Annotated in this window: 12 protein-coding genes; 5 read left to right on the top strand and 7 right to left on the bottom strand. The window is 44.2% G+C overall.

Translation table 11 applies throughout. The features are described 5' to 3' along the window. Positions 1–5: 5 nt before the first annotated feature. The 4 genes from P7F88_RS18625 to P7F88_RS18610 form a co-directional block, all read right to left on the bottom strand. Positions 6–1,010 carry a LacI family DNA-binding transcriptional regulator gene (locus P7F88_RS18625; protein WP_277827186.1) on the bottom strand — a complete coding sequence of 335 codons (1,005 nt, stop codon included), beginning with the start codon at positions 1,008–1,010 and terminating at the stop codon, positions 6–8. Between the two features lie 32 nt (positions 1,011–1,042). After that, on the bottom strand, positions 1,043–2,482 hold the full coding sequence (locus tag P7F88_RS18620; protein WP_277829223.1) for a 6-phospho-beta-glucosidase: 1,440 nt from the start codon (positions 2,480–2,482) through the stop codon (positions 1,043–1,045). Positions 2,483–2,672: 190 nt separating this feature from the next. Then, positions 2,673–3,341, bottom strand: a complete 669-nt coding sequence (locus P7F88_RS18615; protein WP_277827184.1) for a hypothetical protein — start codon at positions 3,339–3,341, stop codon at positions 2,673–2,675. Positions 3,342–3,519: 178 nt separating this feature from the next. Then, a complete protein-coding gene (locus tag P7F88_RS18610) occupies positions 3,520–3,900 on the bottom strand; it encodes a VOC family protein (RefSeq protein WP_277827182.1) in 381 nt (126 codons plus the stop codon). A gap of 170 nt (positions 3,901–4,070) precedes the next feature. On the opposite strand from P7F88_RS18610, the gene P7F88_RS18605 reads away from it, so the two are divergent. From P7F88_RS18605 to cydC, 4 genes are all read left to right on the top strand, one after another. After that, positions 4,071–4,901, top strand: coding sequence for a DUF2797 domain-containing protein (locus P7F88_RS18605; protein WP_277827180.1), 831 nt, complete (start codon positions 4,071–4,073; stop codon positions 4,899–4,901). A 106-nt stretch (positions 4,902–5,007) separates the two neighbouring features. Then, positions 5,008–5,967, top strand: a complete 960-nt coding sequence (trxB, locus tag P7F88_RS18600; RefSeq protein WP_277827178.1) for a thioredoxin-disulfide reductase — start codon at positions 5,008–5,010, stop codon at positions 5,965–5,967. Positions 5,968–6,112: 145 nt separating this feature from the next. Continuing rightward, positions 6,113–7,900 carry a heme ABC transporter permease/ATP-binding protein CydD gene (gene cydD, locus P7F88_RS18595; RefSeq protein WP_277827176.1) on the top strand — a complete coding sequence of 596 codons (1,788 nt, stop codon included), beginning with the start codon at positions 6,113–6,115 and terminating at the stop codon, positions 7,898–7,900. Further along, the gene (cydC, locus tag P7F88_RS18590) at positions 7,893–9,614 is read left to right on the top strand and encodes a heme ABC transporter ATP-binding protein/permease CydC (protein ID WP_277827174.1); all 1,722 of its coding nucleotides are present in this window, start codon (positions 7,893–7,895) and stop codon (positions 9,612–9,614) included. The genes cydD and cydC overlap by 8 nt, the downstream gene beginning before the upstream one ends. Before the next feature lie 64 nt (positions 9,615–9,678). Here cydC and P7F88_RS18585 read toward each other — a convergent pair whose 3' ends face one another. Both P7F88_RS18585 and P7F88_RS18580 read right to left on the bottom strand, forming a co-directional pair. Then, positions 9,679–10,848: a phosphoglycerate dehydrogenase gene (locus P7F88_RS18585; protein ID WP_277827172.1), complete on the bottom strand. Its 1,170-nt coding sequence runs from the start codon at positions 10,846–10,848 to the stop codon at positions 9,679–9,681. A gap of 45 nt (positions 10,849–10,893) precedes the next feature. Then, entirely contained in the window at positions 10,894–12,009 is a 1,116-nt protein-coding gene (locus P7F88_RS18580) for a phosphoserine transaminase (RefSeq protein WP_277827170.1), read from the bottom strand. Positions 12,010–12,487: 478 nt separating this feature from the next. On the opposite strand from P7F88_RS18580, the gene P7F88_RS18575 reads away from it, so the two are divergent. Continuing rightward, positions 12,488–13,171 carry a YoaK family protein gene (locus tag P7F88_RS18575; protein ID WP_277827168.1) on the top strand — a complete coding sequence of 228 codons (684 nt, stop codon included), beginning with the start codon at positions 12,488–12,490 and terminating at the stop codon, positions 13,169–13,171. A 285-nt stretch (positions 13,172–13,456) separates the two neighbouring features. Here P7F88_RS18575 and P7F88_RS18570 read toward each other — a convergent pair whose 3' ends face one another. Continuing rightward, positions 13,457–14,656 carry a GGDEF domain-containing protein gene (locus tag P7F88_RS18570; protein WP_277827166.1) on the bottom strand — a complete coding sequence of 400 codons (1,200 nt, stop codon included), beginning with the start codon at positions 14,654–14,656 and terminating at the stop codon, positions 13,457–13,459. Positions 14,657–14,773: the final 117 nt, after the last annotated feature.

Genomic DNA, 14,773 nt, shown 5'->3' with positions numbered 1-14,773 from the left:
TGATTCTATGTCTTAATGCTCGCTATAGACTCCCGCAAAACCAATGAACCAAAGGTCGGAATCAAATCGGCCTTTCCATGTTCACCAATGATCTTGAGAATCGCTTTCTGAGTCATATTTTCCAGAGGCACCCGAACAGTCGTTAGACCAGGAGATAAATACTCTCCCATTTTACTGTTATCAAAGCCTGCAATAGAAATGTCGTCAGGAAGTTTCAAACCTGCGTTATGGAATGCCTTTATGGCTCCAACAGCCATATCATCATTGCATGCAATAACAGCAGTCGGCCTCGGTGTTACTTCCATAAGTTTCTCTGCTGCTTTATACCCCTCTTCAGGTCTCCAGTTCCCCTGTCGCTCATAGTCGCTATTTATCTGGATATTGTACTTGTACAGAATATCCCTGTAAGCCTGGTAACGCTGCTTATCGGTCGTAGAGTTCACATTGCCACGAATAATGGCAATGTCCCGGTGCCCTTGCTGAACAATATGCTCCATCATCAGGCAGGCGCTTGGGTAGTGGTCGGTAGTTACGGAATGGCTAGAGTAATCAGATACACTCTTATTCAACACAATAATCGGCGTATCTGTACCGCTGATAATCTCACCAAGATCCTGTTCATTAAGAAACTTGGGATAAACGATAATGCCCGCACATTTCATATCCAGCAGCAGATTAATCGCATGTCTCTCTTCGGCTTTACTGTGCTTACCATCAATCACCACCAACTGATGATTGTTCTCTTCACAGTAGGAAGCAGAATGGCTCATTAGAGTAGAAAAATAAGGCCCGTCAAACAGAACATTGCTCATCACAAAGCCAATAAAATTGGTTTTTCGGTTGGCTAGGTTCTGCGCAAGAATGTTCGGCCTATAACCGGTCTCCTGAATAGCGTCAAATACCCGCTTTACCAGATCTGGCCTGACGATATCCTTTTTATTCAGTACGCGAGACACGGTCGCTTTTGAGACTCCGGCTTTGTTCGCAACATCAAGCATGGTTACTTTCATGAACGATCCGTAACTCCCGATCTAATAAAAATCTACAACGTTTCACCGTTAGAGGCTATCACACCTTTATACCAGTCAAAGGACTTTTTACGGGAACGCTCAAGACTGCCAGAACCATCGTTATGCTTATCAACATAGATAAACCCATACCGCTTTTTCATCTCTCCGGTAGTAAACGAAACCAGATCGATACAGCCCCATGGGGTATATCCCATCAAATCAACACCATCGATAGAGATTGTGTTCTTCATCTCTTTGATATGCGCACTCAGGTAGTCGATACGATAGTCATCATTAATACTGCCATCGGATTCAACCTTATCCACCGCCCCGAAGCCGTTCTCTACTATAAACAGTGGCACTTCGTATCTTTCATACAGGGATGAAAGAGCGTAGCGCAGACCAGCAGGATCGATAGGCCAGCCCCAGTCACTCGATTTGATATAAGGGTTTTCTACTGTTTTTTCATGTCCGCCATCCATCGCTTCTTCAATAGAACGGTGGGAGGTTGAATCAAGCGTGTTAGACATATAGTAACTGAATGCCAGATAGTCGGCTTTGCCTTGCTTCAGGATTTGCTCATCACTAGGTTCCATCGCAATGTTGTAGCCTTTTAGCGCCCAGTCCTTTTTCGCATAAGCAGGATAATGACCTCGTACCATAACATCAGAGAAGAGGTAACGTTCTCGCATCGCTTCCTGAACTAACAGAATATCTTCTGGCTTCGACGAGATTGGATAATATGGCACAAAAGAGATCATCGCCCCTATCTTCATCTCCGGGTTAATTTCATGCCCTTTTTTCACCGCCAACGCACTCGCTACAAACTGATGGTGCACAGCCTGATACATCGCCTCTTCTGGGTTGCTCATCTGAGGGTATTTAACACCAGAGCATAGCCAGCCAAAGATATCTGCTGAAACATTCACCTGATTATTGATTTCGTTAAACGTCATCCAGTATTTAACTTTGTTTTTGTAGCGTTCCATTACCACCTCTGAGTAACGCACAAAACAGTCAATGACCTTTCGGTTCATCCAGCCGCCATACTCTGTCGCAAGGTGGTATGGCATTTCGAAATGGCTTAGCGTCACAACTGGTTCAATACCGTACTTAAGTAACTCGTCAAACAGTTCATCGTAGAATGCCAGGCCTTCTTCGCATGGTTCCAGCTCATCACCTTTAGGGAAAATACGTGTCCAGGCAATACTGGTTCGGAAGCATTTAAAACCCATTTCAGCAAACAGCTTAATGTCTTCTTTGTAACGGTGATAAAAATCTACCGCCACCTGATTAGGGTAGTTTTCACCTTCAAGCACTCCATCAGTGATTCTGCGAGGTACACCGTGAGCCCCGGCTGTTAAAACATCGACAACACTAATGCCCTTACCATTTGCATCCCAGCCACCTTCTAACTGATGCGCGGCTACTGCCCCACCCCACATAAACTCTTCAGGAAATACCTTGTTCATCATTTGCTCGCTTGTTAATACAGGATTGTTTCGGTCTTTCTTTAAAAACTAATTCTGAAACCGGTTTCAACAAACAGAAAAGCGAAATAACGTGACCGTGATCACTGCTTAAATTTTACTACGTTGAAAATGAAAACAGCCTCTCGGGTGAGAAGCTGTTTTGCGAAAGTAGCTGAGTTAAAGCTGCGTGTTATTCCACTTTAAACGTCGCTTCTTCCAGCATAACGTCATACTTGTAACCAAAACCGAAATCTTTATCCAAAACGACATTCCCTGTAATAATTACAGTATCACCAACATTCGCCACCTGAGCGGTGGTCACCGTTAGATCGTTAGTTGCCATTTTCACTTTTCCGGTTCCGTCCTGAATATGAACCCAGTTTTTCCCCATGATTTGCGGACTAAACTTCACCACTTTTGCCCGTATTGAAACCTGACTGCCTGACAGCTGATCCTTTTTGGTGAAAACATCTTCTACAGTAACCCCACCAATTAACGCCGGTACGTTCACTTTTTCAGCCATTGCTGGCTTGTCTTCTACTGGCGCGGAAGAAATGGCGCTGCTACCAAAGCTATTCACAAAGTAAACAACTTCAAAGTCCTTGTTCAGGCTTTTGCTATGGAACCCTTTCATCGCAATGCCTGGCTCGTTAATACTAACCGTCTGACCTACTTCAATTAGAGATTGCGGACCAGCAAACCAAACTTGTTCTCCTGCCTTGTCCAGTAGCACGTAGGAATAGCCACCAGCATTTATCACCTCGAGCGCTTTACCTGCATGTCCGGTGTTCTCAGCGGCGTGTATATTGGCAGACAACAAAGCCGAAGCCAGTGCAAGTATAGAAATTAGTTTTTTCACGTTAAGATTCCTGAATTATTTATATTATTCTCCAGAACAGTGTACCGCACTTTTACCAGGCAAGCCTTTCCTGAAAATATGATCTGTGCTCTCCAAACACATTATTGCTAAAAGCACTCAAGCGACCTCAAGTACAAAAGTCAGATTTTGTATTTAGGGTCGCTTGTTGTAATACATATCAAAGCATCGAGTGTAAGCCAATCGTATTGCCTTCTGTATCTAACAGTACTGAAATATAACCGTAGGGACCAATAGAAAATTTGGAACTTATCACTTTGCCACCAGCACCTTCTACACGCGACTCTTCTACAGCGCAATCCTCGCAAGAAAAGTAAACCATGGTGCTATTGCCACCCGCTTTAACACCTTCCATTTTTGCTATGGCACCAGAAGCACCATAACTTTCCATACTCGATGGAAAGCCTAGCATCACTAAATCCGCACCTTTAGGACTCTCAATCTCTTCTAATTTGACTGCCATAACTGTCTCATAAAAGCTTTTCGCACGAGATAAGTCATCAACATATATTTCAAACCAACCCACAGGATTTCCTTGCATAATCGCTCCTAAGCTATTTTGTAAGTCGCCCTATAAAAGTAGCTCACAATGGCTCCAGAACAAGTTTAGATTCAGAGTTGATCTTGAAAATAGGCAGACACCTAACGCCATTGATTATAATTATTTGTTACAATGACTAATCAAAATCAAAAATAAAACTGAGCAAAGTTATGTCACTTCAAATTACTGGAACACTTCGAAAACTGAAGTCCTCCTTAAACGAACAGGTTGAATATTCTCTCCCAGTAGGCGAACAATCCGTTGCACTTAACCCGCTAATCGGCAAACAAATCACTCTTAAACATACGGGCAATATCTACTGTTGTTCCTGCGGGAAAAAGACGAAAAAAAGCTACTCTCAGGGTCACTGCTTTGTCTGTATGAAAAAACTCGCCAGCTGCGATATGTGCATTATGAAGCCAGAAACCTGCCATTACGAAGCAGGGACATGCCGGGAACCTCAATGGGGTGAAGATAACTGCATGGTGGATCATTTTGTCTATCTTTCTAACACCTCAAGCCTCAAGGTTGGAATTACACGCCACACCCAGATTCCAACTCGTTGGATTGATCAGGGTGCGACTCAGGGAATGCCTATTTTCAAGGTAAAAACTCGCCACATTTCAGGTTTAATTGAAATAGAGCTGGCAAAACATATTGCCGATAAAACCAACTGGAGAACGTTGCTTAAAGGCGATGGAGAACCCATGCCACTAGCAGAAAGAGCTCAGGAACTTATCCCGCTTGTTATGCCTACAGTGGAAGAGATTCGAGCTAAGTATGGTGAAGATTCCGTTGAAGTGCTGCACGATTCGATCACAAATATCGACTACCCTGTAACCGAGCACCCTACGAAAATTGTGTCTCACAACTTCGACAAGGAACCTGTCGTAACAGGCACCCTTAAAGGTATTAAGGGACAATATTTAATCCTGGATACTGGAGTAATCAACATTCGTAAGTTCACTTCATATGAGGTCGAAGTATCCGCGCCGGTATAATCGGGCATAAATTATAACGATATGTTGTTACTGCACCCTTTGTATTGCATTAGCAAGTCCCCATATAATCAGCAAAATAGAATGTATTTAAATTGGAGTCAGCTCGATGAGTGAAGTCAAACACGCTAGCCTGTTAATTTTAGGCTCAGGTCCTGCGGGATACACTGCTGCGGTATATGCAGCACGCGCAAACTTAAACCCAGTATTAATCACTGGTATTCAACAAGGTGGTCAGCTGACAGAAACCACTGAAGTTGAGAACTGGCCGGGTGATGCAGAGGGCTTGACTGGTCCAGGGCTAATGGAGCGCATGAAAGAACATGCTGAGCGTTTTGAAACCGAAATCATCTTTGATCATATCAATGAAGTTGATCTGCAAAACCGCCCTTTCCGTTTGAAAGGAGATAGCGGCGAATATACCTGTGATGCATTGATTATCTCAACAGGCGCTTCAGCCAAGTACCTTGGTCTTGAGTCAGAAGAAGCGTTTAAAGGCCGTGGGGTATCGGCGTGTGCAACATGTGACGGATTCTTCTACCGCAACCAGAAAGTGGCTGTGATTGGTGGTGGTAATACTGCCGTTGAAGAGGCACTTTATCTTTCAAACATCGCTTCTGAAGTTCACCTTATCCACCGTCGCGAAGGTTTCCGTGCTGAAAAAATTCTGATGAAACGCCTGATGGATAAAGTCGAAAATGGAAACATTGTTCTCCATACTGATCGCGTTCTGGACGAAGTTCTTGGTGACGACATGGGCGTGACAGGTGTTCGAATTAAGGATACTCAGTCAGACGCAACTGAAAATCTGGACGTAATGGGGCTGTTTGTCGCCATTGGTCACCAGCCAAATACTGGCATTTTCAAAGGCCAGTTGGAAATGAAAGATGACTACATCATTGTAAACTCTGGCCTGAACGGTAACGCAACTCAGGCAAGCATTGAAGGCGTCTTCGCGGCAGGTGATGTGATGGATAGCAACTATCGCCAGGCGATCACTTCTGCAGGTTCTGGTTGTATGGCTGCGCTGGATGCCGAACGTTATCTGGATGCCCTGGCTGAAAAGTAATTGCCCATGGTCAATATATAATACTGAAGTATAAGTGATTGTACTCAGTTCAAAACCCTACAAACCAGTGGTATTCCCACTGGTTTTCTTTTTGTATACTCCTCCTTTCCCAATAAAAGAAAAATAAAACAAGCCTTCTATACAAATGGATAAATCAAAACAGCGCGAATTAAATAAGTGGCTGAAGCAACAGAGCAAACTGGCGAAACGCTGGCTGTTAATCAGTATCACTTTAGGAGTTATTTCAAGCTTATTTCTGCTGGCCCAGGCCGCTCTTCTTGCTTCAATTCTCCATCAGCTCATTATCGATCATGTCGATAAATCTCAACTTATCATGCACTTTATCGGACTAGCTCTATCCGTGGTTGGCCGTGCTGGCTGTACCTGGGGACGAGAAATAGCCGGATTCCGTTGTGGCGAACAGATAAGAGTCTACATAAGGCAACTTATCCTGGATAAGTTAAAAGACTTAGGCCCCGCTTATATCAAAGGTAAGCCAGCAGGAACCTGGGCTACCTTACTACTTGAGCAAGTAGAAGATATGCAGGAGTTTTTCGCCCGATATCTTCCTCAGATGTCGCTGTCAGTGCTGGTGCCATTTATCATACTGGTGGTTGTCTTCCCGATAAACTGGGCGGCGGGCTTAATTTTCTTAATCACAGCACCTCTTGTGCCGATGTTTATGGCATTTGTTGGTGTGAGAGCCGCAGAAGCTAACCGAAAAAACTTCAAAGCACTACAACGCCTCTCTGGACACTTTTACGATCGCCTACAATCGATGACCACCATCAGGTTGTTTAACCAAACAGCTAAGGAAGAAGAAACTCTGCATGGTGCATCGGAAGTATTCCGAACCAGAACAATGGATGTTTTAAGGGTTGCTTTCCTTTCATCCGCCGTTCTTGAGTTCTTTACCTCTATTTCGATTGCAATCACTGCAGTCTATTTTGGCTTTAGCTATATCGGTGAGCTTAACTTTGGTCACTACGGTGTCGGCGTAACCTTGTTTGCCGGTTTGTTTATACTGATCCTTGCACCAGAGTTCTATCAACCACTGCGCGACCTTGGTACTTTCTACCACGCGAAAGCACAGGCGGTAGGTGCGGCTGAAAGTATTGTAGATTTTCTCAATATAGATGTAGAACATCAGGCAAAGGGTTCTCAAGCCATTAATGATATCGGTAACGTCCAGATTGAAGCGCGTGATTTGATCGTAAATAGCCCGGAAGGGAAGCAGTTACTAGGTCCGGTTTCGTTTTCAATGAATAGTGGTGAAACCACCGCACTAGTAGGGCCTAGCGGAGCGGGTAAAACCAGCCTTATAAACGCGATTCTTGGTTTTCTTCCTTATCAGGGAAGCCTGACTATCAATGGTGTTGAAGTAAATCAATGCGAGCTTTCACAATGGCGTGAACAGATCAGTTGGGTGGGTCAGAATCCGCTGTTACTTCACGGAACCATTCGCGAGAACATCACCCTTGGTAATCAAGATGTTTCTGATACCCAGATTGAGCAAGCACTGGACGAATCCTTTGCAAGCGAGTTTGTACATAAACACGGGCTCGACTATCAGATAAGCGATCGTTCTGGCGGTCTTTCCGTTGGACAGGCACAACGTCTTGCACTTGCTCGTTCAATGCTTCAAAAAGGCAACTTCTGGCTATTAGATGAGCCAACCGCCAGCCTGGATGCAAACAGTGAAAAGCTGGTGATGCAAGGGATTGAAAGAAAGATCGAAGGTAAAACAACGCTTATGGTTACGCACCAGCTTAATCAGCTAAAAGAGGTAGAACAGATTCTGGTTATGCAGTCAGGCGAGATTGTCGAGTCTGGCGCATACGCCGATTTAGAAAACTCCGATGGACTATTCGCAACCATGCTAAACGCGCGAAACCAACAGCTTGCAGAAAACAAAGGAGATCTAGATGCGTGATTTACTCCCTTATCTGAAACTGTATAAAAAGCACTGGTTTGGTTTGTCTCTAGGCATGCTGTTAGCTTTCGCTACTCTGTTTGCTTCTATTGGCCTTCTTACATTATCCGGCTGGTTTATCTCGGCTGCTGCTGTTGCTGGATTAACCATCGCCAGAGAAACGTTCAATTATATGTTGCCAGGTGGTGGTGTTCGCGGCTTTGCTATGGCTCGAACTGCTGGTCGTTGGGGTGAACGTGTCGTTAGTCACAACGAAACCTTTAAGTTACTGACTGATCTCAGGATATTTTTCTTCAAAAAGCTGGCTCCTCTTGTTCCAGGACGGATTTCCGGTATTCGGGATGGAGACCTGCTAAACCGCCTTGTTGCCGATGTAGACGCGATGGATCATGTTTACCTGCGCCTTGTTAACCCGGTAATCGTAGGTACTCTGGGTATTATTACTCTAACTGCCTTCCTTAGCTGGTTGGATTTAGCCCTCGGTTTAACGCTTGGTGGTGTACTCGCTGTTCTATTGTTTGTTTGGCCTGTTGTGTTTTATAAGCTGGGTAAAAACAACGGTAGCGAGTTAACTCTAAATAAATCCGAGCTTCGTGTATCGTCACTAGATTGGTTGCAAGGACATAGCGAACTTGTCCTGTTTGGCGCAGAAGAGCGTTACCGCAATGCGATTCTGGAAGCGCAGAAAAAGCTGCTGTCTAACCAGTTTGTTAACGCCAATCTTACTGGAATGGCAAGTGCCCTTCTTATGCTGGCAAACGGCTGGATACTGACACTAATGCTGTGGCTGGCCGCAGATGGTATTGGAGGAAACCAACCAGACCCTCTCATTGCGCTGTTCGCCTTTGCAACCATGGCAAGTTTCGAACTACTAATGCCAATCGCTGGTGCATTCCAACATCTGGGACAAACTCTAACCTCAGCTCGCAGACTGAACGAGATTATTAATGCAGAACCGGATGTTGTATTCCCTGAACAAGGTGAGCTTGCTTCAGGTGAGCACAACATAGAGTTCACCGACATAGAATTTAGCTATCCGGATAGTGATTCTAAAGCAATCAATGGCGTTAACCTGTCGGTTAAATCCGGTACTAAGCTGGCGATATTAGGACAAACCGGTTCAGGTAAGTCGACACTACTTCAATTACTATGTCGCTACTGGGATGTACAGAAAGGCGAAATATCTATCGCGGGTAAACCTATCAAGGAAATCAGCGAGTCTGTTCTGCGTGAAAGTATTTCGGTTGTCAGCCAGAGAGTTGATGTGCTTAACGGTTCATTAAGAGATAACCTTCTAATGGCAAAACCCGACGCTAGTGATTCGGAGCTGAATGACGTACTCAAACAAGTAGGACTGGAAAAGCTGCTAGACGACAAAGGATTGGATGAATGGCTTGGTGACGGTGGTCGCCAGCTCTCTGGTGGTGAAAAGCGCCGAATTGGTATAGCGCGTGCAATTATTCACAACGCCCCCATCCTTCTGCTTGATGAACCTACAGAAGGTCTGGATAAGAAAACTGAAAACCAGATTATGGCGCTGTTTGACCAGCACTTTGAAAACAAAACGGTACTGTTTATTACTCACCGCCTGGTGAATCTGGAAAAAATGGACAATATCTGTCTTATCGAAAACGGCAAAATTATCGAGCATGGAGAGCATCACTCTTTACTCGAGCAGAAAGGCCGTTATTACCAGTTAAATCAGACGCTTTAATCTCTGTTTATATAAAGCAAGAAGCCACCAAATTTGGTGGCTTCTTTCATTTGACTTTCAACCGTTAAAACGCCCTTACGTTAAAGACATGTTCCACCTCTGCAATCTGTGCCAGCACTTCATCTGTCGGCTCAGATTCAATATCCATAATGGTATACGCAACGTCGTTCCTGCTTCGGTTAAGCATATCGATAACGTTAATTTCCATATCAGACAGTACTGACAACACCTGACTCAACACCTTAGGAACATTGTCGTTAGCAAAGGCAATACGATGTCCTTGAGTTCGTTCCAGGCTAATACTCGGGAAGTTCACCGAGTTGCGGATATTTCCGTTTTCAAGGAAGTCCATCAGTTGGTCCGCAGCCATTAATGCACAGTTTTCTTCAGCTTCTTTGGTACTGGCACCAAGATGGGGAAGCAAAATAATTTGTGGATGCTCCAACAATTCGGGAGACGGAAAATCACAAACGTACTGAGACAGACGGCCAACTTCCAGAGAGTCCATTAGTGCCTGTTGATTTACAACCGTACCACGAGCGAAGTTAAGTAGCACCGCACCTTCTTTTACATACGAAAGGTTTTCATTGTTAAGCAGGTCTTTGGTGTGTTCGTTTGCTGGCACATGCAGACTGACGTAATCACAACGAGCTAGTAACCACTGTATGTTCTCTGCTCTCTTAATTTGAGACGAGAGTTGCCATGCAGCATCAACACTCAGTACAGGATCGTAGCCGATAACTTTCATACCAAGCGCCAAAGCAGCATGAGCCACACTGGCGCCTATTGCTCCTAGCCCTACAACGCCCAGTGTCTTTCCTGCCAACTCTGAGCCCACAAAATTCTTCTTCTCCTTTTCAACTAACTTCGAAAATTCAGGATTATCTTTCTGGCCTACCAAACGTTCAGCGAATCCAACTCCGTCCAGGATTTTCCGAGACGATATAAGCATACCCGTCAATACCAGCTCTTTTACCGCGTTTGCATTCGCTCCGGGAGTGTTGAATACGACGATTCCCTGATGGGTACAATCGCTTACCGGAATATTGTTTACTCCCGCTCCACATCGGGCGATAGCCTTAACCTGAACCGGAAACTCCGTATCATGGAGATTTTGACTACGTAGCATGATAGCGTCAGGCTCACTTACTTCGCTGGCTACTTCATAATTATCACGAGGAAAACGATCAAGGCCGTGGGTACTTATACTGTTATATGTTCTTATCTTTTTCATTGGTGGTGCTCCGTTATTGAATTAGGCTATAAATCAGGGCGACAGCTACTTAAATACTTGCTGATATCCCCAACTCAACCACGGCAATAGCGCTTTAAGGTCGCTTGCTTCAACCGTTGCACCACACCAGATTCTCAAACCTGCCGGAGCATCACGATAGGCTCCGATATCATAGGCAACACCTTCACGATCCAGCAATTTCACCAAATCCTTCACCTGCTCTGCAGTTGCATCCAGAGAGAGACAAACACTAGTATTGGAACGTGTATCTTCTGTCTCTGCCAGAAAGTCTATCCACTCATTTTCAGCAACAAAATGCTCCATAACTACCAGGTTTTGTTTTGATTTATTGATGCACTCCGACAAGCCACCAATAGACTCAACCCAACCCAGAGCATCCAGATAATCAGCCACACACAGCATCGAAGGTGTATTAATGGTTGCGCCACTGAAGATACCTTCGATCAGTTTATTACCCTTCGTTAGCCTGAAAATCTTAGGCATCGGCCAGGACGGCGTGTAGCTTTCCAGCCTCTCAACCGCTCTTGGGCTTAATACGATGACCCCATGTCCACCTTCACCGCCAAGTACCTTCTGCCAGCTGTATGTTGTTACATCCAGTTTTCCCCACGGCATTGGCATGGCAAACACAGCAGAGGTGGCATCACAGATGGTGATGCCTTCCCTATCATTCGCAATCCAATCCCCATCAGGAACACAGACGCCTGACGTTGTACCATTCCATGTAAACACAACATCGTTAGCTGGATTAGCCTGACTCATGTCCGGCAATTTTCCGTAGTCAGCATCATAATGATTAACTTCGTCCAGTTTTAGTTGTTTAGAAATATCCGCAAACCACCCTTCACCAAATGATTCCCATGAAAATATATCAACGGGGCGCTCTCCTAGCATCGACCAGAGCACCATTTCCATTGCGCCCGTATCTGATGCGGGCACAATACCCACCCGATAATCGTCCGGTATATTTAATACTTGTTTGGTTTTTTCAATCGCATCTTTTAAAGCAGATTTACCGATAGCGCTGCGGTGGGAACGGCCGAGTGTCGAAAGGTCTAACTGGCTAACATCGTAGCCCGGTCGTTTGGCACAAGGGCCAGAAGAAAAGTTAGGGTTAGCTGGTGTGATCTGAGGTTTCATATTACTCCCTGGCACGAAGCCTACTACAAATTACTGAGAATCAGAGAGTTAGTATAAAAATCACACACATCTATAAAATTGATCTTTGTACGATTTTTATGCACTAGATTCTATTCAGCGTAATGCACCTTTCATTGGCGGGCATACTGGTGGTTATTTCTGCAACAATGAGAATAGTCAGAAGGAGCTGTTAATTTTCCATATAGAGACGGATAGACCTCTTTTTTAAAAATTTTGATAAGCATGCATAAACCTGCAAAATCAAAAGATAATTAGATCGGTTAACCTTGGTGTGCCTCGCAAAGTACTGTCAGCTTCAGGTCATTATTTTAGCGTATACCATACACCGCTTGTAACTAAGTTCACTTGGTATCATAATTCTGCCTTTATACGAGCGTCCTCTACGTATACACCGACTCATACCTTCATCGTGAGCCCTCTGTCCAGGTCGGGACCTCCTTAATCCGGAGTGAGTACATTGATATCTAAATTGCCAAAATGGGTTGAATATGGAGCATTCATTCTGGCTTTTATTGCAGGAAACATAAACGTAATTGGCCTTCTTGGCTTCGAACACCAAGCTGTATCACACATATCAGGCACCGTAACACTAGTAGGTAGTAGCCTCTTCGAATCCTCGTATACACACACTTTCCACCTTCTTGGCGTCCTACTAGCCTTCTATCTGGGAGCATCCGTACCCGGTTACCTTGTGCACGGTACAACTCTGAAACTGGGTAAACACTACGATACCGTGCTGTTTGCTGAAGCGATCCTTATATTTGTTGCGTTTTACCTGTTATCTTCTGGATCTCAGTTGGGGCACTTTGCAGCATCCGCAGCGTGTGGCATGCAAAACGGACTGGCTACTACTTATAGCGGAGCCATTGTAAGAACAACCCATCTAACAGGGATATTTACCGATCTGGGACTAATGCTGGGAGCCAGATTGAGAGGAAACAAATTCGATAAACGTAAAGCAATTCTGTTTCTGTTTATTATTTGCGGGTTTGTCTCTGGCTCTGTTTTAGGGGCTTTCCTATACAAAACCCTTCAGTTCAAAGCGCTGTTGGTACCAGCTATTTTCTGCCTAGTTATTGCGACTATCTATAGAACCTACTTTAAGAAAATGAATAAGAAGGTGTTGGCTTCTAGTTGCTAATAAAACGCAATCAGGCACCGCTAACGTTCCAACGGTCTCCGTTGGAATGCATACTTGGCTGTCTTTACTAAGGCTAGAAGTAGCTTTTGGACAAAGACGTGTCAGTGACTCTTCTAATTTAGCTATCATCGAATAACTTTTGGTATCCCAAAACGCAAAGCGGTACCTCTTTCTGAGATACCTACCGTGGAAGGTTTTGGACATTATCATGCATAAGGACTTTGGCTCGAAAGATCGACAATCTGCATATAGATTCAATTAACCAACATATAAAGTAAGGCTGTCTCACTCGGAAATTTTGGTACAATTTCTTCCTGCTGATTTTGCTGCATACAAAGCAATATCGGCTCGATGAACCCAGTCTTTTAATGGTTCTCCTACTTGATACGCGGCTACTCCAGCACTAATAGTTAAACCGTCTAGTGGCTCGAAGGCTTCATTAACAATCTGCTTACGAAGGCTTTCTGCTGCGTGAAATGCCATATCGGAAGAGGCTTCAGCAATAAGAACAATAAACTCCTCTCCCCCCCAACGACATATAACATTTTCTTTACGTGAGTAATGGCTCAATATGTGAGCTACACGTGATAACACCGTATCTCCTACATCATGACCATGCTTATCGTTTACTTCCTTAAAGTGATCAATGTCTATTAGAATTACAGAGGTTTCACTGTTGTGGCGAGCAGCCCTCGACATCTCTTTTTCTGCAAATACCGTAAATGCCCGCCGATTATATAGGTGAGTAAGGGGATCTTTGGAGGCAATTTCTTCTAGTTCACGGTTTTTATCGTTAATCTGAGTGTTCGTTAACTCCAACTCTTTGTACGCTATGTTTAATTCATTGGTACGTTTCTTAACTATTTCTTCTATCTCCTTATTCCGAACAGTGGCAACTTTGAGGGCTATTATTAAACCTTCATTTAACTTACCCGTTGCTACTGATAGGACGGTAGCAATAAAGAAAAATGACAACGTAAAATCAGCCCAGCTTCTTGGGCTGATAGCGTATTTGTAGACGTCAAATTGGGGAGCATGCTGCCCTTGAACTACGAAAATAGCCGTTCCTATGATGATTGAACAACAAGCAAGAACCAGAGAAATACCTACTCTAACTCCTAATAGTAGCGTTGCTATTACTGGGCTAAGTATTGTCCACGTCATCCCATTACCGACTACGCCGAACTGAAAGATTCCACTAAAGCCCGTAATAGTAAAGATACCCACTATCGCGTAGGCTCTGAATGTATAGCTCAACTTACTCTTAAAAAAGTATAGACTCCATGCGACTATCACCATAGTGATATGTACAAGCATTGCTGGCTTCCAGCCAATGTCTAAGGCTCTGGCGACACTTGCAATTACAGGTAGGATCACAAAAAGGCCATAAAAAAATAGCACCCCATCTGCGATTCGATTTTTTCTCTTTGTATTTGTTCTGATAGAAACTGCAACTAGTGACTCCCTAACTCTATGCTCTTTCAATCATATAATCCTATGAAGAACAGTATAAACCACATATTTCACATGGGCATAGGCTTTCTTCGATAGGTGAATCGCTACTAGCTTGCTAGAGACATCTTAACTTTGCTCCATTTCAGA

The sequence above is a fragment of the Vibrio hannami genome, assembly GCF_029589055.1.
Classification (GTDB): domain Bacteria; phylum Pseudomonadota; class Gammaproteobacteria; order Enterobacterales; family Vibrionaceae; genus Vibrio; species Vibrio hannami.
The sequence above is the reverse complement of the archived record's forward strand: the minus strand, read 5'-3'. Positions and strand labels throughout refer to the sequence as shown.